The sequence below is a fragment of the Oribacterium sp. Sow4_G1_1 genome (assembly GCF_052116105.1).
Lineage (GTDB): Bacteria > Bacillota > Clostridia > Lachnospirales > Lachnospiraceae > Oribacterium.
This window is the reverse complement of sequence record NZ_JBQKLS010000016.1, coordinates 16,036-39,192: the sequence shown is the minus strand read 5'-3', so window position 1 is coordinate 39,192 and position 23,157 is coordinate 16,036. Positions and strand designations below refer to the sequence as shown.

Below are 23,157 nucleotides of genomic sequence, written 5' to 3'. Positions count from 1 at the left end.
TTATATGAATCTCCTGAATCTATTTTTTCTATGCACTAAAACAGCTTTTATCCCAGCTTTATTTGCTCCAAGAAAATCAGCTTTAATGCTGTCACCTATGTGCACTATATTCTTCTTAGATATCCCTAGCTCTGAAATTGCGATTTCAAACAACTTTCCAGTCATCTTATTTGCATTATAACTATTTGATACATAAAGTTTTTTGTATCCACTAATACCGCACCGCTTAAGCATAGCCTCAATTACTTCTTTAGGAAGATACATGTCAGAAATAATAATGACCTCATTTCCATTACATATTGCCCTTTCAAAGAATTCCTTGATTTTAGGATTGGCAGAGCAAGAAGACAGCTCTAGCTCTATTTCCTTTGACTTGAGTTTCTCTTTGAGAACAATATCATCTATATCCAGGTAGTTATAAATATCATTTATGTTTATTTCTTTTGTACCTAACTTACGCCTAGCAATTTTTTCTGCGGAAATACGTTTGTCATGAAATCCAACTACCCTTTTATCTGGAACCTGCTTTTCCACAAGATAAAATAAATCTTTAGGTCTCTCCACATTCCTCAATATAAGGGTATCAAATATATCAAAGCTGATTATCCCGTATTTTTTTATTAGCCAATCTGTTAACAGCATCACTTCCTTAATACCTTATACACCCAATAATATGGCAGCTTTATCTTAAGCGCAGATTTCATAAATCCTGTTTTCCATGGAGAATTGCTTAAATCATGGAGTAACTCTTTAACCTTATATTTAAACAGCGGTTTCTGTGCTGTGAAAAATTCTCGTTTACCATCATTTATATAGAAAAAGTCAAACAAATCTACGTCTTTAAGACTTGGGCTCATTCCAAATTGTAATAACGGCCGAATCCATTCCTCTTTGCTATACTTCATGTTACTTCCATCAATTCTCTGTATAAAATCCAATGCACCGCTTTGCCAGGCAGAAATGGCGTCTTGAGCTCTTTGATTAGATTTATATTCGTAGTCAGCTAATTGCGGAACAACGCATCCCTCCTCTGATTTAGAGTAACCAATTGTAGAACCTTCTTTGCTTTGAAATAATTTTTCCAAAACTCCAAGAAAACATAATACGCTTTTCCTGTAAGTTTGATCAGTATTGTCATAAGTAAAGCCATGCAGATTTCCAATCACAGGTACCGTAGGATGGATTCCAACATAGAAACCGTTCAGTGTGTATGGTTCTGATTCTTCTTGAAAGAACTCCTCCAAATAATACTGCATGCTTCCATGCCAACCGATATCAACAATAGCAGCATTCTCATCCAAACCAATTTGCGTTAAATACCGTTTAACTAATTCACGTTGCTGTAATGATCTGGATATAATAATGTCCTTATGGTCTTTATAAATTATCTTCAGTATCTCATTCTGTCCAATTTCATCTGTCACAATATCTAAATTTAGAGAGATGTTGTATTTTTCAGATATTTTATTTCTTTCATCGGCGTCGAATCCAAAATAATCTAAGATTGTGCCAACTGATGTATAACGCTGTTGAGATAAATATTTTAATGAATCCATATATCCGGCACATTTGCATAACAATCCATATCGCAAACTTTTTCTTGAAAAGTATGCATAGACAGAGGGAATACCGCCAGTATTCATGATATCAAACGCCCGTTTCATCATATATCCATCGCGAGAAAAGAATATGACTTTCGAATACTTGCCATTCTGTATTTCATTAATAAGCCAATTAGTATAAGCATATAAAAATGGACCGAATTTTTTATATCCGAAGTCGTAATATTTAGATCTTATTTCTTGATTCTCTTCTTTGATCAAATTATCAATAACTATGGTAAGGCTTTTCTTCATCCTCAAAAACTCCTACCGTATTTCTGTCCCAGAAACTTCGCTTTAAGAAATGATGTCCCCTTAACCCACCAGTTTGTTTTTTCCAAACTGAGAAGTGGAATTTCTTTGACGTCTTCTTTCTTTATGACACCAACTCTAAGTTGGTGCTCTAGCCATACATTGAAAATCAGTTCACTTATTCGACCGTAAAACCTTCCTTGGTAGAAGCTTAGGTTTACGCTGTCTGGTATTTCTCCAGCGTTAACTCTTTTTTCTAGTTCAAAGAGAATGTCGAACAGCCATGTACAATATTGATTCACAAGTGATCTTTCCATGACCATCATATTGAACATGTGGCCCCAGATTCTCTTGACAACTTTCTTATAATCCTCAACATAATCAGGAAACTTTTGTTCCAAGATTTTCTTCGTCTCATCGAGTTGTGAAGCATAATGAGTATGGGCATAGTGAGAATAAAGCGTCTCAATCCAGTAAAATCTTTTATTTGGAACAAGTACACGATACTTATCCGTTAATTTATCGATTTCCTCATCATTCAAGATATTCTGAAATGGATCTTTGCTTTTTCTCTTATAGGAGAAGTGACGTCTATAATGAACCAATCCGATATAATCGGCATCCAGATTTTTCCATGCCCAGTAGAGACCTGTAAGTTCACAGAAAGAAGAATTTTTGGAAGAAATATTGTCTCCGGTATTGTCCTTCACATATCCCAAGTCTAGTGGCATTCCATCTTTATCCTTTTTTCCTTCAGCCCCCACATGAAGAGGCAGATAGCACTTGTCTGAAGGCATCCGATATTTTTTGTGTGTTGCTATGATAATTGTTACTTTCTTCACTCTTAACTCACCCCTTGACATAGTTTTTCTTCCATCAGCTCTGCATTCCAGAGCAGTAAATCTTCTATAATGAAATGCACTATTGTACGCTTACCAAGAATCCCAGTTCCTACTCTTCCATTCACCCGCGGGTCTAATCATTCACTCGCCGTTCAATCACTGACCAATCCATGAATGAATGCCGGTGTATGGAATACAAACAATCATAAGCAAGCGATTGTTAAGCTCAGTGAAGAATAGGCACCTGGCAACTGAACACAATTGCCATATTCACGACTACCGTCAGGTAAATCTCTTACGCCAAATATTCTTAATCGAATTCCATTTGTTGTCGACGCGTTTCCATCCGATAAAATATAATCTCCAGATTTGAGATTTCCTGTCTCCAGCGGATAAAGATAGGTTGGGTCCTCTCCTGTGTATGTACCCGAAAATGTAAAGGACCCATCTTCATGTACCTGAATTTCAAACCCACTCTCATTGAAATCGGTTGTCTGCATAACATTTGTCAGGAGATTTGCATTTGGTTCCTTCAGCGCATCTTTACTCACGTAATATATCGATGACTTCGATAAATAATCGTAGTATCCGGGATGTCGTTTTTCCAGCAGGAGAACATCATCAATACATTCACTGATATTCCTGTTTGAAAGAACGAGTATTACGATGCCAAGTAAAACTATACCTAGAATAGTGCGTATTTTCTTCATAATCCCATTTCTCGTTGAAATAACGACTTATTCCGACCCTTTTCTCTCAAATACAATCCCTACAGTTTTTACGAGAATCTTAAAATCAAGTCCCAGACTCCAGTTATCGATATATTCACAGTCCAGTTTCACGACTTCTTCGAAGTCCTTAATATCGGATCGTCCGCTTACCTGCCACATACCCGTAATACCCGGTTTCATCGCGAGGCGGCGCTTATGGTAGTTCGAGTACTCGTTAAACTCGTTGACGGTTGGTGGACGTGTCCCGACCAGTGACATGTCGCCGAGCAGAACATTAAAGAACTGCGGAAATTCATCGAGACTCGTCTTTCGGATGAACTTTCCAACCTTCGTGATGCGAGGGTCATCCTTCATCTTAAACATGAGGCCACTCATTTCGTTCTGCTTCATGAGCTCCGCCTTACGGGCTTCCGCATCCTGATACATCGAACGGAATTTATACATCTTGAACTTCCGGCCGTTTTTACCGACACGTTCCTGCGCGAAGATTATCGGTCCCGGTGAATCCAGCTTGATGATAATGCCCAGTACCACGAAAAGGATTATCGCCACCGCAGATCCGATGATACCGCCCAGGATATCCATCACTCGCTTCGCAGCTGCATAACGGAGCTTTGCCGTCGGCTGTTCGAAGATAATCATCGGAATCTTATCTAGGTATGCGAGACGGGCCGTTGTCTTTGGCACATACTTTTTCGTCTTACGTGTAAGCCGCTTCTCCAAGCGCTCGATGCTCGGCATGTTGAGATGCACCGCGATGCCCATCTGGATAAAGTTTTCCACGGCTTCAACGATCAGCGGTGCTTCGTTATTCGGTACGACGATGAAGATTTCATCGATGGCGTTCGCACGAACCCACTCGACGAGAGTCTGTGCATCGGCCACAACTGGCACATGATCGATTTCTTCCAGAACCGCGCTTTCAGCCTTTGTGCTCTTCTCTGCTTCTAAATTATCTTCATTCTCTATTTCTGCCGCTGAATGTTCACGGTTTTTCTTTTCATCAATCAGCATGATACCGGCGATGCGTCGAGACCAGTCATTCTTCAGCTGATCCGAAAGCGAAGCAGCTCTCGCTCGTGTCGTGACGATACCGACGATCGTCGCTGCATTCGTCTTATAAAAGTTTGCGATGATCAGATGCTGACCTATATAGAGAAGAATCGTCAGCAGCCCCAGATGCAGGCTGAGCGTACCTACGAAGAAGTATCGCGATTCCGTAATATCATTCTTCAGTATCAGAAGGATGGCTGCCCATACTCCCGCAAAGAACAGAGTTCCCTTGACTGCCTTCCAGAAATAGCTCCAGAACGGTGCTCGATCAAAGGCATACTTGCCATCATACAGTGCCAGTGACATCGCGAGTAACTCTGCGATGACAGCCGGCAGAATCGCGCCCTGCCAGATATTTCCCGCCATAAATTCCTGTGTAAGCTTGGAATAGCTGCATAGAATTTCTATCGCGACGGATGTCGAAAGCATTACAGTCAAGAGATATATGACTGCAGTGATCAATAGTTCCAGTTTTTTACGTTTCATATAAGATACAAAAGATGAGCAAACAACCTGTGTGTCGCCTGCTCATCGAGTCTCCTTCTCTGTTATAGAACGATCGCGCCGATGATTTTCTTTTCCAGCTTACGAAGGATCAGAAGCTCTTTCTGGATATCCTGCTGCCGTGAAGCACCACGCTGCTCGATCAGGACGACCTGCTCGGCCTGCTGCAGCTTCTCGATGGCCGATGCGCTTTCGTTTACATTTCCTGCCGCGATCACATCGATGCCGCTCGAGCACAGCTTCTTAGAGAGTACGGTAGCTGCTGCGTCGAAATCTTCTGACTTCGCATTTCCCATGAGCAGAAGCTTCGGATTCTTCTCTGCGTCGACCTGAGCCATGATATTTGCTGCACTCAGCGCATATACACTTTCCGCTGATCGTTTATCTTCTGTGATACCGCTCATCCGGTCAATCCAGCGATCAATCCTGTTTGTGTGGGCATGCAGCGGCGCATAGTAATCGCCTAAAAGCAAAATTCCGTAACGATCATTTAATTCGTCGCTGTCCATCAGCTTGCCGCATAACAGATACTGTAAAGCATAGACAAATGCCAGAACGAATGCTCCGGTGATGAAACCGATGATGCCATACTTTATGCCCTCCTTCAGCACCGATGCACGAGAGGCTCCAACTGGCGGCTCTGGCTCCTCCAGTTCGCTCAGCTGATTGTTACAGTCTAAGAGCTGATTCTGCATATCCGTAATGGAGCTCGTATAGCTCTTCTGGATGTCTTCGATGCTCGTCTGGTAGCTCACATCACTCGTATTCGCTCCAGCTTCTGGTATCATGCCGATCGGAATACTCGTATCCGCATCATTTCCTACAAACGACGAGAGGAGTTCTAGGCGATGTGCAGCCACGCTCGCATTCATCTGTACACTCGCGTTCTGAAGTCCCTGCACGATGGCGTCACTGATGGATTGCACCTGCTGTTTATCATCTCCAACCACCGTGATGTGAAGCAGCTTAGACTGATAATCCACCTGCGTATAAATCAGCTCTGCGAGGTACTTCTGATCCAGCTTCGATGACAGTCCGTTCTGTACATCCCGAAGGATCGTTCCATTCTGAATCAGAGCGACATATGAACCGAGCACGCTGTTCATCTTACGATCGATCGCAAGGCTCAGATCTCGATTTGCCTCTGCAGAAGGCACTTCACCTGCGTCCGTCACGACAAACGTCACGGTACCCTTATAGGCCTGCTTCGGATCAAGCTTCATCAGCACCGAGTGATCATAATAATCTTCTTTATCCTGAATAGCCTCTGTGAGCTCCTTAACCTGGTTCTCGAGGTGTTCTTTACTGATCGTATATCCTTCAAGCTGACTCTCGTAGTTTTTCTGCTCGTCCTTTAAGTCGGCACTTCCTAATGTACGGATACCCTTCACCAGCTTAAATCCACCGAGCAGTACGCAAAACAGCATCGCGAAAAGTAGGATCGAGCGCCACCGGCGAAGGATATGATATAGTAAATCGAGCAGACTGATCTCGCTCTCGTCGTCATCCTGGAAATTCACACTCTGATACTGGTCCATTTAGCTCTCCTTCTTATTCATTATCTTTTTATTCTAGCATAGAATGCTCGTAAAAAAGCATGAACTGGTAAAAAAACATCACTTCGTTTCTATAGCCGCAGTGCTCTGTCCATCCGGGATCCCTTCTGTACTCTCCGGGATAAAAATGATTTTAATCGTATAGAAGAGTATCCGAAGGTCGAAAAGGACGGAGCGCTGAGCGATATAGATCAGGTCCAGCTTCAGCTTATCCAGCGGTGTCGTGTTGTATTTTCCATAGACCTGGGCATACCCCGTAAGGCCAGCCTTCACCTGCAAGCGGAGAGGAAACTCTGGTATATCCTGTTCATACTGCGCTGCGATTTCCGGACGCTCCGGGCGTGGTCCTACCACCGCCATATCGTTTTTCAGGATATTAAAGAGCTGTGGCAGCTCATCGATGCGAAGCTTCCGAATGATCTTTCCAACCGGTGTGATTCGATCATCATGCACTGTGGAGAGCTGCGCGCCATTTTTCTCGGCATCCATCTTCATGCTTCGGAATTTGATAATCTCAAAGCGGCGGCCATCCTTCGTCAGTCTGGTCTGCTTATAGAAAACCGGCCCACGATCGTAGAGCTTGATGCTGAGCGCAGTGATGATCATGATCGGTGACAGCAGGAGAATCGCTGTCATGGAGATCACAATATCTGAAAAGCGCTTCAAAAACGGATAGTACCAGGCCACCGGTGTCTTTTTATTTCTCAAAAAAGGTGTATCAAAGGAGTGCGACACCTCATCCCCGAGGATCAGCAGGTCGCCGATGTCCATCGAGATATGAATATCCTTCTGATGTGCATTGCAGAACAGGATCACCCGGTCCTTCACTTCATCTCGCACATCACAGAGATAAATATCCTTACACTTCGCAAGTGTCTCGAAGATCGCGGATGTATCCTCTGATTCATTCATACATGCCAGCACCTGGTAGCGCTGTTTTTTTTCCTGTATCTTCACGAGGAGGCGCTTATAATCCTCCGAGCCATAAAGAATCATGATTTTTCGAGGTTCATCGAAGTGCGCATACAGACGGTTAAACAGAAACGTGTTGATAAGTATGAGGAGCAACTGAAGAGCAAATGCGAGAAGGAATAAGCGAATACGAATCCGCTGAAAATTATGGAACCAGAAGAAGGCCGCGATGAACAGAACGCCATCACTGATGCCATATGCCAGCATCTGTGAGAAGGCCAGCTCTTGCAAACGATATAAACCAATTTTATGTGCGTCATACATCTTCGCAAAGAAAAAGTACACGATGCAGAACAGTATACCGACCATCAGCAGTGTTTCCGTCCCGAAGAATCCCTGACTCCATCCTGGTGCCACATTCCAGTACCAGATAGCATCCGCGGTGCAGAACGCAATCACGAGACTCAGCGCCGTATAGCTCAGCTTTAATATCTTTTTGATTTTCTCTTTTCTCGTCATCATCTAAAATCACTCAATCTGTATATACAACACATACACTCTATTTCTTTCGGCTTCGCTGTTTGTGCTCCACTATTCTACACGATTCCATGACGTCTATATAGTCTTTTCTCGTTCCGGGATCGTGCCTATGCAGCCGAGGCGTGCAAACGCCAGAATCGCAAACATATTATAGTAGAAATTGATCGTATAAGTCTCACTGATTCCGCCGATCGCAGCCACCAGAAGTGCAAAGAACAGAATATACCGTTTCTCAGAGAACGCATGCCACATCATCCAGGTCATATAAGCCACGAAGAAAATTATCGTCGCTGCACCCGTAATGAAGAAAAGTCGGATATAGGCATTGTCCAGATAAAAGTAAGGGTTCACAGTCAAACTTTCATAAATCACTTGTCCAAACAGCGTACACCCATACTGTTCCATCGCTTCGCTAGAGAATTGGAGTCGCGCTATAAATGTACCTAATTCATCAGGAATCTCCATATTCTTCATCAGCCTATATAGATATATACCGCAAAACGAAACCATACTTGCGACTACGTAGGCCGCAGACACGAGAGAACCTATGATTTTAAGCGCGTTTCCTTCTATATTTCCGTGTTTTTCGCGGACATAGCTGATCAGATCATATATACCACACAGAGCCAGGAAAAGAACGAAGCAGATCGTCACCGTTCTTGCGTGGGTATATCTAAAATCCAGATATACCATCAGAATGGAGAGTGCGTATCCAACTATAGACAGGCGCTTGCGATATACGCAGCGAAACATCATATAGAGATATAGGAGCTTATCCGAAAAGTGAGAATAGTATGTAAAGCCAAATGAGTGCCGGCCATCTGTTGAGACCTTATACTCGATGTAACCGTTCATCGATGCGAGATACGCGATGATGATCACAGCGACTCCGATGATCAGAGATTCCTTCAGTATGATATCGGCAGATTTACGATCGGTCGCGCCGATCAGAATCGTCAGAATCAGAATCAGTGAGGATCCACCACCGATGGCAAACTGAAGGATGCCGATCAGCAGTATGACCGCTTTTGCAGCATTGACCTTCCAGTTTTCCTGCAGTATGATGCCCAGCACCCACAGTACAAGCATACCTGCGGTAGCACCCATATAGAACAGATTCCGTACGTGTGGCACGCCTTCCCAGTCCATAAAGGTCGTGGTTCCCACGAGGGCACTCAGATAAAGGATACTATAGAGCACATAATAGCTCAGGGTAATCCACTTTTCGTTCTTTCGGACACATCCGATGATCGTCGTCATGTATTTTTATCCTCCATCTGAAATTCTTTATGCCCGGAAAACCTTTACATTCGATCGTCCAGCTGAATTTTTTACGTTTGATTATCGTCCAGCCGAAAGTCTTTACGTCTGATCTGGATATAGATCGTCTGGAACGCGAGCACACCAAGTTCTGCGATGACCGTACCCACGGCAGCGCCGACCGAACCATAGATCGGGATCAGCCACAGATTGATCACGAAATCAATCACTGCACCAAACACTTCTGAATATAGTACGATTTTTTCCTTATGAAAAGGCACCAGGATTTCCAGTCCGGTCAGACTGGAGAATCCGATCAGCGGTACCGTAAGCATGATGACCTTCATGGCTGGTACGGCGGGCATAAACTCCTGTCCTGAAAGCAGCAGGATAGATTCCGTCGCGAAGCACTCGAAAAAGGCAAGGCTTAAAAGTGAAAAAGAAGCTGTAAATAAAAATGTGATGCGTATATACCGCCGAAGTGCTTCTGCCTTTCGTTCCATGATGCAATTTGTGATGCGTGGCACCAGCACGATGCCGAGACTCGTCGTGATCGCTACGAGAAGTGTTTTGATCTTCACTGCGGCGTTATAGTATCCGAGCTCTGTATTGCCGGACATCGCGCCTACCATCACCGTATCCAGGTGTGTATAGATCGTCGTTGCGCATGTCATCGCGAAGAATACCGCTATATGCGACAGGTGTTTTTGAAATGCTTCCTTGATATCGGATTTTACTGCATCTAAATGAAGATAGCCTCTTAAGAGGTCACGGTACGCGGCACGGAAGTTTAATATGCCGGCGCCGTAGGCGGCAAGCATGTAGAGGAATCCATATATGAGATAATCCTCCTGCTTATGAATCAGGAGAAAAATCGACATCAGGGATAGAATCTTCAGTCCAAACGAACGCTTCGCAAGAGCGCCATACTCTTCCAGTCCCTTATACAGCCACTCCATGCTCATGGCATTCATAAACAGTGCGAGGCCCATAACGAGATAGAGCCACTGATCTTCATGAAGTCTCGGCACCAGGCAGCTGGCCAGGATCAGCACGAGATAGGAGCAGATCGCCATCGAAAAGTTGATGAGAAAAAGCTGTGATGTCAGCTGGATCAGTTGATTCCGATCTGAACGTACCTTTGCGATTTCCCGTGTTCCATAGGTCGGCATTCCCATCTGCGAAAACAGAAGGAAGTAGGCGACGATGCTCTCCGCAAAGCTGACTCTGCCGACATATTCCGGATGCAGGATTCTAGAGGCGTAAGGGAAGCTCAGAATCGGAAATAGCATCGAAAAGAATGCCACCAGACTGTTCAGTATAAAATTAAGTGGAAGGCTGTCCTTCTTCCGTTTCTTCATTAGCATCCTTTATCATCAAACATAGCGAACACAATTAGTATCATGTGATTTGTGCTTTATCAGGTCCTATCGGAATTCGAGTTTTATTTTAACATCACGAAATCCTGGAGCTAAACTGCATCATCGTGACGGCAAGCGGGTACAGCACATACTTGCTACCTCTAAGCAATCGAATCGGCTTATTTACATTCGCCGCATAGATATCGGGATAATCTCGATACAGCACCTCTTCCATCGTTATGAATTCGTTCTTTCGTCTCGATGCGTCCGGCATACTGAGCAGAATTTTTATACGGCTCGCATAAAAGCGGGAAATCAGACGATCGATGTACTTCTTTCTATTCGGTTGCTTAATTTCTCTGCAGTGCGCATCATAATAAGCATAGATTGAAGCCAGCACATGATCATACTGTGTTGCATTTCGCTGCATCTTCGCCGGATCCATGCTCTGGCCCTGACGACCGATCTGATACTGATACAGAAACTCCGGCAGAAATGCGATCGTCTCGACATATGGCACCGGGTAGAGGATATACTCCATATCCACATAGTAGCAGCTCTCATCGATATGGATCTGATGCTCCCGTAAGATATCTGTACGAATCGTCATGTTATGCATCTTTACATAGCACCGATCCGCGATAGATTCAAAGTCATACACCTTTCGGTATTCCACGCCCGAAAAAGGCTCTGTGAACTCTGTCTTACGTTCATACGCATCTGGCGACTTCGCTTCATCTGTCAAACGCCAGTAGTAATTATTGTAGATAACATCTGGACAAGATACAGCCTTATCCCGAGCCCGAGCTTTAACATCCGCTTGAACCTGAGCAGCATCAATATCACTATCAGTATCAGCATTCGCGGCATCAAAAGATGCTATATAGTCCAGCAGCTTTTCGAGTGCTTCATGGTCCACCCAGTCGTCCGCATCAACCACCTTAAAGTATTTTCCCGTCGCAGCACGAAGACCCGCATTAATCCCGGATCCATGACCACCGTTTTCCTTATGGACAACTTTAACGGTATCCGGATACTTCTCATGATACGCATCTGCGATACGGGCGGTGTCATCCGTTGAGCCATCATCCACGATAATTACCTCCAGTTTTTCCGGCTCCGATGGGCATAGAAAAGACTGAAGGTTAAAATCCAGATATTTCGAGGCATTGTAGGATGGTACTACAATGGTCAGTAATTTATCATTTTCGCAGCACTGCATACGCTTTCTCTCTCAATTTCTCGGGCATCACGGTCATTCCAAAGGTCAGGACACACGCCACGATGTATTCTTTCGTATCCAAATAGCCGATTCGATGCTGTTCCTTTCGAAGCTGCAGATAGCGTTTAAAATACGCCCACCCGCCTCTTCTACTTGCGAAGCGATCACCGATTCTCGCTTTCACCAGAACTTCTGGTATGTTCGCAATCTGATATCCATTCGCGAGGAGACGACTCCATAAATCATAGTCCTCGAGTCCAGGAAAGTGTCGATAACCGCCGACTGCTTCGATCGCAGACTTACGGAACATCACCGTCATATGATTAAGCGGATTTCGTTTCTTACCATATCTATACAGGTCCTGCGGCGATGTAGGCATATGTTTCTCTCGAAGAATCACGTCTTCATCCATAAACTCTGCGATATCGCCGCCACAGACCGTGATCTCCGAATGCTCTATCATAAACTGATATTGCTTTTCAAGCCGATCCGGCATCATAATATCATCCGTATCCATCCGCGCAACCAGGTCATAATGACAGGTCTTCAGTCCAGCCTCCAGCGCTCTTCCAAGCTGAAGATTTTTCTCCAGTTTGACGACATGAAGATCCGAATACTGCGAAATCACCTCTTCTAACGCAGGTGGAATTTCGCCATCCTCAACCAGAATAATCTCATCCGCTTTCAGGGTCTGAGCATATATACTATCCAATGAAGCCTTCAGGAAGGTCGGATTTTCTTTTTTATATACGCTCATCAGCACAGAAATCATCGCTCATCGAACCCATCTTTAAATACACAGAATCACAACATAAATTTTATATTAGCATATTACGGAATAAATCACCATAGCTCTTCAAATACTGCGCCATAGCGCCGCACAAAAACGGAAGGTGCATAACCAACGGCTTGAGAGCATCCATAGAAAAATCTCGATGCGAGAAGCTGCTACGTTGCTGAGGGTTATTAATTTCTATCAAGTACTCAGAAAAGACCACTTAAAAAGGCCTCTCATGGGGTTCCCCAGAAAGACCTTTTCCAACTATGGTCAGTATAGTATCAGCCGTTTGATGTCGTCGTTTCCGCATCTGACTGAGACATCGCTTGTTCCTGCTGCTCAAGTGCATCCATAATCTTATTTCCATCGACGCTCGGATCCAGTGGGATAGATTCTCCAGCATTAATCGTCGTGTCATAAAGTGTCGTATCGCCACAGGTCACCTTATAAGTGTAGCTGTAAATATCATAGACAGAACCAAACTGCGAGTCATCCGCCTTCTTAATACGGAAATCCTGAATATAGGCGTTATTATCGATTTTCTTCGTTACATCGGAAAGCAGTACCTGTACAGCCTCATCAGCTACACCTTCCTGAATATCGATCTCTACTTCGATATTTTTCGTATCATTATTTCCGCTGATTTCCATCGATTTTACAAACGGAAATACAACATGTGTCTTCGAAAACGAATCGATGACATCATCATTCAGCTGGTCAAAGTCCAACTCATACGGAGCATCCGCTGGTGCCGTGGTCATAATCGGGTCATCCACTGGTGCTTCATACGTCGGCTTACATGCGGACACAGAAACTGTAGCAAGGGCAGCGATGCCCATCATCATCCATCTTCTAAGATTCCTCATAATACTCCATCTCCTGATTCAAATTATTCAGTGAAAGAATGCACGGATTCGTTTCGAACCAATGTTGCAATCATTCTATTTCTTTTTCAACTCTATAACGTTGCCTATCTTATCATCATTCTCACGCAAAGCAAAGAGACTTCTGAAAAAGTTCACGAATACTTCAAATTCAGAGGGGAAGAACAAATAAAAATGAAGTTCTTCTGAAGCACTCTACCGCAATATAAAAAGAACCCGGGGATTTCTCCCCGGGTCCTTTCATGGATTCTTTTCAAAGAATGTCTGGTCAAGAATTAGTCCTTAACCCAAACCTTGTTATCAACAAGGCTCTTATACTGATCCTTGTCTCTAGCCATCTTTGCAATAGTACCATCGCCATTAGTTAAGTAATACTGATCATTCTCATCCTTGACAGTCTTACCCTTTACAATAGTACCCTGCTTATTAACAAGATACATGCCTTCTGTCATATCATTGTAATTAGTTGTGATCTCAGATGGGATAAGATCATCACCAACCTTAGTAGCGGTTACAGCTGCATAGTTGTTGTCATCATCAGCAGTTGGCTTCAGTACGAGACCAGCGATCGTGAACTTCTTGATCTTAGAATCATACTTAGTCAGAGCCTTACCATCCTTCTGGAAATAGAACTGATAAGTATCGTCCTCAAGCTCGATGTTCTGGTAACCAGTCTTCATCGCGCCATCCTTCTCCTCATCAGAAGAGAAATACTTGATGTTCTGAAGGTTGTTATCAATCCACTGCTCACGAGAGAACTTATCGTGATCATACTGAGCGCCTACATTGTTGTTTGAATCAACAACAACGAAGCCAGTCTGCATACGGCCCTTGCTGTCGAATGCATACTTCTTACCGTTGATCTTCTTTACCTCACCAACAGTAAGCTTGCCATCCTTACCAGCATAGAACCAGCTGTACTCATCATCATCGTAATCCTCAGGGATCCAATCCTCAGCCGGAATAGCCCAGATCCAAGTATTCTTTCTCTGAGCACCGTCACCATTTACATAAGAAATGGATGCTGCGTTCGAAGTAGTAGTGAAGTTATTGCCCCATACCTTGCTTCCAGAAGCATTCACAGTCTCAATGGTCCACTCATCAACCATGTGACCATCCTCAGCGAATACATAGTAAACGCCGTTGATCTTCTTGCGCTTGCCAGCCTGCTTCTCACCGTCGCCGTTGAAGTAGAACCAGTAATCCTCGGTATCGCCGTCTTCCTTCTCAACGTTGATCTGAGCCCAACCAGTCTGAGCGTGACCATCGTTCCAGCCGTTGAAGTAGTACTTAGCGGTCTGCCAAAGCTGCTTATCATCATCGTTCTGAGTGTGGTTATCAGCTTCAGTCCAGCCGTAAAGCATGTGGCCCTCGGAATCGAAAGCATACTTAAGGCCGTTGATGGTCTTAATCTTAGACTTGCTAAGAGCCTTATCGGAATCGGTGGTGTAAGCCTTACCATCGTTACCGAAGTAGTACCACCAGTACTCAGCGTCGAGATCAGTATTATCATCGTCGTCCATAGCTACAGCCTTCCAGGTGTTCTTAACCATAGCGCCGTACTGGTCAACATAATAGTACTTTGTCTTGGAACCGGACTCATCCTCGATCAGCTTATCGGTAGCCATAACTCCGTCGCTATCAAGATAGAACCAATTGCCGTTTGCGGACTTCCACTCGTCAACAACCTCTGTACCATCGTTGTTCAGATATCTCCAAGCGCCTGTTGAGTTATCCCAACCAGCTGCCATGGAAACGGCTGAAAAACCAAGAGCAAGAAGTGCTGCAGTAGAAAGTGTTGCCATTACCTTTGTCTGCTTCTTCATAATAAATGCACTCTCCTTTTTTTCTTTTCGAGCCTGTAGGCTCAGTTACGGTGAGATTATACCTCTAAGCGTGTGACCTTGCAAGTCCTTTTCTTACTTGGTTCCGCGGAGGAAGTACTTGCTTCGTACTCTCTCATCATTTACGAGGTTATCTTACTGCGATTCGGTCAGAAAGTATATAACAGAGTCATTACTAATTCTTACGAATTTCTTAAAGACTATCTTTCGTACTTCTTAATCAAATCTTAATAATTAACCTATGTCTGCGATTATACATGCTTTTCACAGGAATGCAAGCACTTTTTACATATTCGGTGAAGGCATGCCGAGGTACATGAGCACATCGCCGTCCTTCAGGGATCGGTTGTCCTTCACGCCGAGGGCATCCATCCATGCCCTGGTGGTCAGGGTGCCCCATGGGCCACTGCCGACACCACCGCCGTTATCATTATTCCAGAGCCAGGCCGGGGATGGCCAGAGGCAGGTGGTCGGGGCGATCAGTGCATAGGTATCCTGGTCCACGCCCTGCTGGCCGTGATGCGCCATCTGTACGATATCGGATTTCAGTTCGGCCGCCGTGCAGGTTTTGATCAGGTCTTTTCCGCCATCGTACGCGAGATCTCCAAGAATCAGGATGGACTGTCCGCTTACACGGATCTTATAAACCAGGCTACTGTTGTTGACACCGTTATAGGTATACACGCCACGGTTATTCAGCACGCGGATGTTGACATCATCGATGTTGATTTCTGTTCCTCGTCCGATACTATTCGTCACCGTGCCGACCGTTAACTTCGTAAATGCACTCAGCAGCTGATCTGCGATGCCGGCACCGGTTGGCGATACCTGACGATACCAGTCCGGCGTCGCCAGCGAGCAGTAGATCTTATCAATTTTGATTTTTCTTGCGCTATCATTCAGAATCGCGCAGAGCGCGCCGACATGATCTTCGTGTGGATGCGTGATCAGCCATGCGTCTACCTTACCACCCTGCTGCAGGATCAGAGATGACAGTTTGTCTGCATCGGCTTCCCAACCACCATCGATGACGATGATCTTTCCGTTCGGGCTTTTAATGACGATGCTCAGATTCTGTGCGCCCGTTGTGCTGCTCAGCATCCATAACTCACCGACGCCACTTGTTCCAGTCGAAATCAAGGTAGACGCACTCGACATTCCAGATGTCTGTACCGTCTGCACACTGCCGCTTCCTGGTGTGGATACGATCTGAGCATTTGTCACAGTCTGTGCTGGTGTCGTCTGTACGGTTGGTGCCCCAGGCATCGCGCCCGTCTGGATCATGGTCGTATCGATGATCGGCGCTGCCTGCGCAGGTATCCTGCCGAAGAGCGACAACGTCGTCATCAGGAGGCAAAGCATCCACGCATGCGTGATACGATCTCTTTTCTTTTTCAAAGTCTTCATTGAATTCCAGTCAAGTCTCATAACGTTCCTTTCTCAAAGTTCGATGATTGAGAGTTGTTGATCCCTACGTAAAGAAGAATCATAAAAATCGGTGTCGTAATCGGGATTGCGATGTTCACCACTGCCTGCACGGCATACGCGAGAATCGCAAAGCCGCATGCTACAGCATATACATTCTTTCTGTTTTTCAGCATCTGGCGAAGACTCGTCGCAAGCATGCCGATGTATGCAATCGTACCCAGTACGCCGATCGTCACAAGGCACTCCAGATATTCGTTATGGGCCGAATCAAAAATACCATATCCGGCATCCTTCATAAGATGCTTGAAGTTATCCATCGTGATGATGTAGTAGGTATCCGGACCGTTGCCGATCAGCTTATCCAGAAAGCTCGACTTTTCTGTGAAGAATTCCCAGGCGAAGCGCCAGTTGATGCCTCTACCGGTTCCCCAAGTGTCACTGAATATAAGAACATTCTTATAGGCTTCCCATATTTCCGGATGTCGCCCACTGTTTGCATCTACCAGAACTGCAATCACTGCCACCACAGCTACGATAAACAGTACTAGCCAAATTCGGCGTGCAGCTCGTGTAGTCTTTGCTTCCTGTTCAGCTGATTTTTTTCTGTGGAACAGAACGGCGATCACCATGGTGAGCAGCCATAATGCTGCTGTAAGAAGCATGAAAGCCTTCGTTTTTCCGATCGTCACGAGAACGCTGCCTCCATCTGCAACTGCGATGGTCGCGTGCTGCGTCGTCAGATATGCCGTCACAAGTACACTCGTCGCAAAAATACTGAACGTTATAAAAAAGCGGGTTATGTTCTGACGTGATGTCCAGGCCACAAATGGAAGGAATGCAAAGATTGCACCCGCTGCCAGAAGCCCGTTATCACTGATACCCATCACGATGGCAAAAGACGAAATGACAACAGCGACGAAGGTCAGCAGTTTTTCCCACCTGCTGTTTGAAAGTACAAAAAGCGTAACTGCTGCGCCGAAATGCAGTGCAACCATATTCGTATAGGTATTGATGTTTCCAACGCTTGAAACAAAGGTATAAATATATTCCGCAGCTCCGCCTACATGGAAGTGACGCAGGTCCAGCATGAAGAAGTCGGTGATTCCCCAGATTTCCGGGAGGCATGCGGCGATAAGATAAGCGTAGAGGTGCCACTTCTTAAAATGATAAAATCTGGTGACCAGCCAATACGCGATGAAAAACATGAGCCAGAGGACGAGGCCGTTGAAGCGGCCACGGCTGCCCCAGAGGGCTTCATACTGGTAGTCCGCGAAGAGCACAGACAGGGTCATGATGAAGATCAGGGCGATGAAGCAGATGTCCGTCTTCGTGAGTTTCGTTTTCAGGACGCTCCACTTCAGGTTCTCCTTCAGCTTCGCGGTGAGAGCTCCACCGTTCTCTCGTTTATCTGCAATCAGATAGAGGATACCCAGCACGAGGAAGAGGATGCCGTAGATGAGGGTCGGGATCCAGTAGAGCTTGAAGCGAAAATCAAGGATATCAAAGTACTTGTCATGGGTTGCGAGAGGAAATACGCAGAGGTAGAACAGCACGTAGATGGTCATCAGGGTGCTGGTGATGCGGCTGAAGTGTTGCGTGTTTCCGGATTTCTTTTGCTTACTCATGGAGAAGCTCCTTTATGTAATTGATTGTAAAAATATATCCATGTAGCAAATTTCAGCGCCAAATCGCCCCTTCGGTCAATCCGCGCTGAAATCTGTCTGTGTCGTTCGTATTATGCGCCAGGGCCTTCGACGAGTTCACTGCCTGGTCCGCCAGGGATGACTTCGCTGGTATGGCTGCTGCCTGGTCCTTCGCTGCTGCTGTTGTTTGAGCTGGAGCCCGGTCCAGCGGTGCTGCTGTTATGATTCGAACTGGAGCCGCCCGGGCCGTCGTAGCTGTTCTCCGGGGTCTTGCCCGGCTCTTCAATGGTTTCCTTCTGACTTTCCTTGGTCTCCGAGCTGTTGTCCTTCTTCGACTCCTTCGTCTCGTCCTTCGTTTCCTTCTGGTTTTCCTTGGTTTCCTTCGTCGAACCTTCGATGATCTCGCCCTCGTCGGTCTCAGATTCCTTGGTTTCGCCTTCCTTCGTTTCCTTTGTCTCGTCGGACTTCGTCGTCTCGGTGTCGGCCTTCACCTTATTGCCGTCGGCATCCGTCTCGTAGATGTACTTGCCGTTCTTGTCGACGCCCTTGATGAGGTAGCCGTTCTTGTCGGTCTTCGGGACCTTGATGACATTGCCGTCGGCGTCGGTTTCGGACTCCTTCGTTTCGTCGGTCTTCGGCTTCTTGATGGTCTCACCGTTCTCGTCGGTCTCAGCCTTCGTCTTCTCGATTTCGTCCTCGTCGGACTTCGTAAACTTCTTATCCGACTCCTCCGTCTCCTTATGGCTCGCATAGTAGCCTGAGTCGTCCGAGATCTTCTGGGAGTAGCGCTTCACCGCATCCGATACGGTGTAATTCTCATCCGCGAAGAGGATGCTATGGAGCCAGACGACATTGGACTCCAGTGTCGCCGGAATGACGCATGCGCCCTTCTTCCCCATCATCTGATCCTTCAGGTCCTTCGGGAAGCCGACGGACTCACGGATGTTGTAGCGGGAGATGCCCTTCGCGAGCTCGATGATGTCGGCGGTGTCGATGTTGAAGGCCACCTGTGGGAGCACGGTGTCGATGATCTTCGTGAGGGTCGCGAGGTCGGTCTTCTTCGCGAGGTCGAGGCACTGCGAGATAACTTCACGCTGACGCTTCGTACGCTCGAAATCGCTGTCCATGTAGCGGAGGCGGGCGTAGGCCACGGCCTGGACGCCGTTCAGGTGCTGCGGGCCGGCCTTCTTGATGTACATGGCGGCCGGGTTCTGTGCGCTGATGCCGGACTTCAGGCAGGTTTCGTGAATGTAGGCATTCATATAGTAGAAAGCTGCCTTCGAGACGTCGATGTCCACGCCGCCGAGGAGGTCGATGACGTCCGCCACGGCCTTCCAGTTGAAGGTGACGTAATTCTCGATGTCGAGGTCGAGGTTTTTATTCAGCATCGCGACGGCCTGCTCCGGTCCGCCCTCGGCGTAGGCGGCGTTACTCTTCGAGTAGCGGTCACCCTTTCCGATGTTCAGGTAGGTATCACGGTAAACGGAGGTCAGGGTGATATCACCAGTGCCCATGTTGACGTTCGCGATGATCTGTACGTCGGCGTTCGCGCCCTTGCCGACGTCGCCGTTACGGGAGTCGACGCCGAAGACAGCGACGGTCCAGTAGCCGGACATCTTCTGCTTCTGGGAGATGTCGATGTTGTCGTTTCGCACCTTGCTGACGTCAAAGGCGACGTCGGCGGTCATGTGCATGTAGCGGTAGACAAAGCCGAAGCCGAAGATGCAGATGAGGGTCAGGAGCTCGACGATCACCATGGTGATGATGCGGGTGCGGCGGGCCTTCTTCTTTTTGTCGCGCATGCGGCGCTCGTAGTCGGCGTCGAACTGTCCCTCGCCGATGCTGTTCAGCTGGCGGACGCCCGGCTGGGCCTCCTGCGGCTTCACTGGCGTCGTGCGGCGCGGACGGGCGTCGGATCTGGATGCCGGTCGCGCACCGGTGGTGCCGGTCGTCGGGCGGGTGCCCGGGGTGTCGGACGGGCGGGTGCCGGTGGATCCGGTCGTCGAGTACGCGTCCGACGTGGTGCCTGCCGAGTGCGGGGTGCGGGCTGTGCCGTCTGCAGCTCTGGCTGCTCTTCGCTCCGCTTCCATCTCTGAAAGATATGGGTTGCTGCGACGAGCTGTCGCCGCGTTACCGCTCTGCGGGTTCATGGCCTTATCCATGAGCCGGCCGGCCATCTGCTTATCATTTACGATTCGATCTTCGAGTGCGCGCTGTTCGGCTTCTGCCTCTGCCTGCGTGTGCGGGCGGCGCGTTTCCTTGCCACTGTCAAGTGCCATTCGTTTATCCTCATACTGCGGGTTGCAGCTACTTTTCAAAAAAACTTAGACGATTTTACCATACTTGCCGTGCTTCGGCAATTCCCTAAGATCTTACGATATCCAACAAACCCGCGGGGCAGTATGTGCGTCCCGGACGGGTGCATTGGCCGAAGCACGTGGGTATGCAGTAAAAGAGCGGGTATATAATACTGAATATACTATACACCCGCGGGGTTTACCTAATATGCATTTTTGTTTACGAATCCTTTAAAAATCGTGAGGAACAGGATTTTTACGTCGAGGGACATGGTCCAGTTCTCGATATACCAGATGTCGTACTTCACACGCTCGTAGATCGAGGTGTCGCCGCGGAGGCCGTTGACCTGGGCCCAGCCGGTCATGCCTGGGCGGACCTGATGCTTGATCATGTAGCGTGGGATCTCCTCCTTAAACATCTCGACGAACTGGGTACGCTCCGGGCGCGGGCCGATGAGGGACATCTGGCCGGCGAGGACGTTGAAGAACTGCGGGAACTCGTCGATGGAGGTTTTCCGGATGAAGCGGCCGACGCGGGTGACGCGCGGGTCGCCTGGGACGGTCCAGCCCTTCTTTTCGTCTGCTTCGGTCTGCTGCACCATGGAGCGGAACTTATACATCATGAACGGCTTGTTATGAAGGCCGACGCGCTCCTGCTTGAAGATGATCGGGCCCGGCGAGGTGAGCTTGATGAGGGTTGCGACGACGAGCATGATCGGGCTGAAGAGGATGATGCCGACGAGGGCACCGCAGATGTCGACGGCGCGCTTCGCGGTGGCCTTGACCGGGTCGGTGAGCGGGACGTTCCGGATGTTGATGACCGGGAGGCCGTCCATGTCTTCGGTGACCGGCTTCGAGTGGATGATGTTGTTATAGTCCGGGATGAACTTCGTGTGGACGCCGGACTTCTCGCAGACGTGGACGATCCCGTCGAGCTTCGCGTAGGCTGCGAGCGGCAGGGTGATCGCGATTTCGTCGATGGTGTTCTGCGCGAGGATGTGCTCGAGCTCGGAGATGCGGCCGACGACGCGAACGCCCTTGTAGCCTTCGCCGACTTCGGCGATGTCGTCGACGATGCCGTAGATGTGGTAGCCCCAGTCCGGGTTGCGGCGGCAGGCGTCGATAAACTGGTCAGAGGCGTCCGAGAAGCCGACGAGCATGACGTGCTTCTGGTTGAAGCCCTTCCGGCGGAGGCGCGAGAGGATGTAGCGGATGCCGAAGCGTTCGATCGTCGTCAGGGTGATGTCGATGATAGAGAACGCGACGAGCATGCGGGTCGAGAAGTTGCCGAAGTATCCGGAGCGTCGGAACGCGAAGAGGATCGAGGTCAGCAGCATGAGGCCGACGGCGCAGGCCTGGCAGATGTGCCAGAGCTCGGAGCGCTTCGAGTGGGTGCGCTTCGGCTCGTACAGGTGGAATGCCCAGTAGAGAAGGAGGTACGCCGGTACGATCGGAATGAGCGCAGCGAAATAGACCTGCGGCGGGAGTACGCCGTGGCCCGCCGGGAAGATCGGTGCGACGATCGTCAGGAGCCACGCGAGGGCGTAGGACGCGCAGATGATGAGGACGTCCAGAAGGACGTGAAGATTATTTAAAAAACGCTGGTTATCTTTAATCATACTGGGAGTATACTCTATTTTTCTGAAAAACCTAGAGCAAGGATGTTAGAAATTTCTTAGGATTTCGGGTCTTCTGGAGGTAATATTTGTTTGTTTTCTTGTTATCCATACACTTTAATACCATCCTTCAGTATTTCGTTTACGAGTTCAAGATTATCTTTTAGCTGTTCCAGATTCAGCAGGTCCACTTCTTTTTTTAAAGCCTCCCGCAGGTCTTCGACGAGTTCATAGAACTTCATGCCGGAAACCGTGGTCGAAATCAGCAGATCTACATCGCTTGTTTCCGTCGCTTTTCCCTTTGCATAAGAGCCGAACAGATAGCAATAGTCTACATCATAGGCTGCGAAAATGTCGCGGCATACATCTTTTATTTTCTGGATACTTAAGATGCCATGGCTTTCATCGATGAATCCATACTGGTCCAGCTTCTGTATCATATAGACATATTTCGGCGTATCCTGCTTTTTTTCATCCGTTTCATAGTTCTGGTATGTACGAACCGGGATGCCCAGGTACTTCGCACACTCGACCTGGGTCAGTTTCTTTTGCTTCCTTAATGTTCTTAATTTCATTTCACTGCTCATAAATTCACTTTTCAGAAAAAAGTTAGCTGTTCTTGCTACCATAATTTTCATCGAATATACTGCTGTTTCGTTCATTATATCATCAAGCAAAGAAATACGCAGCAAAAATACGCAGTTATTGCGTTCTTATTCTCATGCAAATATGCAATTATTGCGTATTATGTTTTCTGATGACACGCAATTTTTGCGTGTCATTGCACGTGCAAACATGCAAAAATCACGTGTAGTTAAGAATATGTCATATTT

Annotated in this window: 18 protein-coding genes; all 18 read right to left on the bottom strand. The window is 47.1% G+C overall.

The window, feature by feature from the left end; translation table 11 throughout:
- Positions 1 to 642 carry an HAD hydrolase-like protein gene (locus ACTQ52_RS10000; RefSeq protein ID WP_441982522.1) on the bottom strand — a complete coding sequence of 214 codons (642 nt, stop codon included), beginning with the start codon at positions 640 to 642 and terminating at the stop codon, positions 1 to 3.
- The gene (locus ACTQ52_RS09995) at positions 642 to 1,856 is read right to left on the bottom strand and encodes a hypothetical protein (protein ID WP_441982521.1); all 1,215 of its coding nucleotides are present in this window, start codon (positions 1,854 to 1,856) and stop codon (positions 642 to 644) included. Before ACTQ52_RS09995 ends, ACTQ52_RS10000 begins: the two co-directional genes overlap by 1 nt.
- Positions 1,857 to 1,858: 2 nt before the next feature.
- Positions 1,859 to 2,716, bottom strand: a complete 858-nt coding sequence (locus ACTQ52_RS09990; protein WP_441982520.1) for a DUF4422 domain-containing protein — start codon at positions 2,714 to 2,716, stop codon at positions 1,859 to 1,861.
- Positions 2,717 to 2,898: 182 nt separating this feature from the next.
- Positions 2,899 to 3,405, bottom strand: a complete 507-nt coding sequence (locus tag ACTQ52_RS09985; protein ID WP_441982519.1) for a hypothetical protein — start codon at positions 3,403 to 3,405, stop codon at positions 2,899 to 2,901.
- 27 nt (positions 3,406 to 3,432) lie between these two features.
- Positions 3,433 to 4,908: a sugar transferase gene (locus ACTQ52_RS09980; protein ID WP_441982537.1), complete on the bottom strand. Its 1,476-nt coding sequence runs from the start codon at positions 4,906 to 4,908 to the stop codon at positions 3,433 to 3,435.
- Between the two features lie 119 nt (positions 4,909 to 5,027).
- Positions 5,028 to 6,521, bottom strand: coding sequence for a hypothetical protein (locus tag ACTQ52_RS09975; protein ID WP_441982518.1), 1,494 nt, complete (start codon positions 6,519 to 6,521; stop codon positions 5,028 to 5,030).
- A gap of 78 nt (positions 6,522 to 6,599) precedes the next feature.
- Positions 6,600 to 7,973 (bottom strand): exopolysaccharide biosynthesis polyprenyl glycosylphosphotransferase, encoded by a 1,374-nt coding sequence (locus ACTQ52_RS09970; protein WP_441982517.1) that lies wholly within the window; start codon positions 7,971 to 7,973, stop codon positions 6,600 to 6,602.
- A 93-nt stretch (positions 7,974 to 8,066) separates the two neighbouring features.
- Positions 8,067 to 9,251, bottom strand: a complete 1,185-nt coding sequence (locus ACTQ52_RS09965) for a hypothetical protein (protein WP_441982516.1) — start codon at positions 9,249 to 9,251, stop codon at positions 8,067 to 8,069.
- Positions 9,252 to 9,322: 71 nt separating this feature from the next.
- The gene (locus tag ACTQ52_RS09960) at positions 9,323 to 10,612 is read right to left on the bottom strand and encodes a flippase (RefSeq protein WP_441982515.1); all 1,290 of its coding nucleotides are present in this window, start codon (positions 10,610 to 10,612) and stop codon (positions 9,323 to 9,325) included.
- A gap of 94 nt (positions 10,613 to 10,706) precedes the next feature.
- Positions 10,707 to 11,834 (bottom strand): glycosyltransferase, encoded by a 1,128-nt coding sequence (locus ACTQ52_RS09955; protein WP_441982514.1) that lies wholly within the window; start codon positions 11,832 to 11,834, stop codon positions 10,707 to 10,709.
- The gene (locus ACTQ52_RS09950; protein WP_441982513.1) at positions 11,815 to 12,606 is read right to left on the bottom strand and encodes a glycosyltransferase; all 792 of its coding nucleotides are present in this window, start codon (positions 12,604 to 12,606) and stop codon (positions 11,815 to 11,817) included. The genes ACTQ52_RS09955 and ACTQ52_RS09950 overlap by 20 nt, the downstream gene beginning before the upstream one ends.
- Positions 12,607 to 12,893: 287 nt before the next feature.
- The gene (locus tag ACTQ52_RS09945; RefSeq protein ID WP_441982512.1) at positions 12,894 to 13,478 is read right to left on the bottom strand and encodes a hypothetical protein; all 585 of its coding nucleotides are present in this window, start codon (positions 13,476 to 13,478) and stop codon (positions 12,894 to 12,896) included.
- A 293-nt stretch (positions 13,479 to 13,771) separates the two neighbouring features.
- The gene (locus ACTQ52_RS09940; RefSeq protein ID WP_441982536.1) at positions 13,772 to 15,247 is read right to left on the bottom strand and encodes a hypothetical protein; all 1,476 of its coding nucleotides are present in this window, start codon (positions 15,245 to 15,247) and stop codon (positions 13,772 to 13,774) included.
- Between the two features lie 378 nt (positions 15,248 to 15,625).
- Positions 15,626 to 16,738 carry a ComEC/Rec2 family competence protein gene (locus tag ACTQ52_RS09935; protein ID WP_441982511.1) on the bottom strand — a complete coding sequence of 371 codons (1,113 nt, stop codon included), beginning with the start codon at positions 16,736 to 16,738 and terminating at the stop codon, positions 15,626 to 15,628.
- Positions 16,739 to 16,764: 26 nt separating this feature from the next.
- A complete protein-coding gene (locus ACTQ52_RS09930; RefSeq protein ID WP_441982510.1) occupies positions 16,765 to 18,393 on the bottom strand; it encodes an O-antigen ligase family protein in 1,629 nt (542 codons plus the stop codon).
- Between the two features lie 110 nt (positions 18,394 to 18,503).
- A complete protein-coding gene (locus ACTQ52_RS09925) occupies positions 18,504 to 20,690 on the bottom strand; it encodes an LCP family glycopolymer transferase (RefSeq protein WP_441982509.1) in 2,187 nt (728 codons plus the stop codon).
- Positions 20,691 to 20,911: 221 nt separating this feature from the next.
- Positions 20,912 to 22,327, bottom strand: a complete 1,416-nt coding sequence (locus ACTQ52_RS09920) for an undecaprenyl-phosphate glucose phosphotransferase (protein WP_441982508.1) — start codon at positions 22,325 to 22,327, stop codon at positions 20,912 to 20,914.
- Between the two features lie 101 nt (positions 22,328 to 22,428).
- On the bottom strand, positions 22,429 to 22,899 hold the full coding sequence (locus tag ACTQ52_RS09915) for a nucleotidyltransferase domain-containing protein (RefSeq protein WP_441982507.1): 471 nt from the start codon (positions 22,897 to 22,899) through the stop codon (positions 22,429 to 22,431).
- Between the last annotated feature and the right edge of the window lie 258 nt (positions 22,900 to 23,157).

Excerpts from the sequence above, each read along its gene's own strand:
- ACTQ52_RS10000 (WP_441982522.1), bottom strand. The coding sequence starts at position 642 with ATGCTGTTAACAGATTGGCTAATAAAAAAATACGGGATAATCAGCTTT.
- ACTQ52_RS09995 (WP_441982521.1), bottom strand. The coding sequence starts at position 1,856 with ATGAAGAAAAGCCTTACCATAGTTATTGATAATTTGATCAAAGAAGAG.
- ACTQ52_RS09990 (WP_441982520.1), bottom strand. The coding sequence starts at position 2,716 with ATGTCAAGGGGTGAGTTAAGAGTGAAGAAAGTAACAATTATCATAGCA.
- ACTQ52_RS09985 (WP_441982519.1), bottom strand. The coding sequence starts at position 3,405 with ATGAAGAAAATACGCACTATTCTAGGTATAGTTTTACTTGGCATCGTA.
- ACTQ52_RS09980 (WP_441982537.1), bottom strand. The coding sequence starts at position 4,908 with ATGCTTTCGACATCCGTCGCGATAGAAATTCTATGCAGCTATTCCAAG.
- ACTQ52_RS09975 (WP_441982518.1), bottom strand. The coding sequence starts at position 6,521 with ATGGACCAGTATCAGAGTGTGAATTTCCAGGATGACGACGAGAGCGAG.
- ACTQ52_RS09970 (WP_441982517.1), bottom strand. The coding sequence starts at position 7,973 with ATGATGACGAGAAAAGAGAAAATCAAAAAGATATTAAAGCTGAGCTAT.
- ACTQ52_RS09965 (WP_441982516.1), bottom strand. The coding sequence starts at position 9,251 with ATGACGACGATCATCGGATGTGTCCGAAAGAACGAAAAGTGGATTACC.
- ACTQ52_RS09960 (WP_441982515.1), bottom strand. The coding sequence starts at position 10,612 with ATGAAGAAACGGAAGAAGGACAGCCTTCCACTTAATTTTATACTGAAC.
- ACTQ52_RS09955 (WP_441982514.1), bottom strand. The coding sequence starts at position 11,834 with ATGCAGTGCTGCGAAAATGATAAATTACTGACCATTGTAGTACCATCC.
- ACTQ52_RS09950 (WP_441982513.1), bottom strand. The coding sequence starts at position 12,606 with ATGATTTCTGTGCTGATGAGCGTATATAAAAAAGAAAATCCGACCTTC.
- ACTQ52_RS09945 (WP_441982512.1), bottom strand. The coding sequence starts at position 13,478 with ATGAGGAATCTTAGAAGATGGATGATGATGGGCATCGCTGCCCTTGCT.
- ACTQ52_RS09940 (WP_441982536.1), bottom strand. The coding sequence starts at position 15,247 with ATGGCAGCTGGTTGGGATAACTCAACAGGCGCTTGGAGATATCTGAAC.
- ACTQ52_RS09930 (WP_441982510.1), bottom strand. The coding sequence starts at position 18,393 with ATGAGTAAGCAAAAGAAATCCGGAAACACGCAACACTTCAGCCGCATC.
- ACTQ52_RS09925 (WP_441982509.1), bottom strand. The coding sequence starts at position 20,690 with ATGGCACTTGACAGTGGCAAGGAAACGCGCCGCCCGCACACGCAGGCA.
- ACTQ52_RS09920 (WP_441982508.1), bottom strand. The coding sequence starts at position 22,327 with ATGATTAAAGATAACCAGCGTTTTTTAAATAATCTTCACGTCCTTCTG.
- ACTQ52_RS09915 (WP_441982507.1), bottom strand. The coding sequence starts at position 22,899 with ATGAAATTAAGAACATTAAGGAAGCAAAAGAAACTGACCCAGGTCGAG.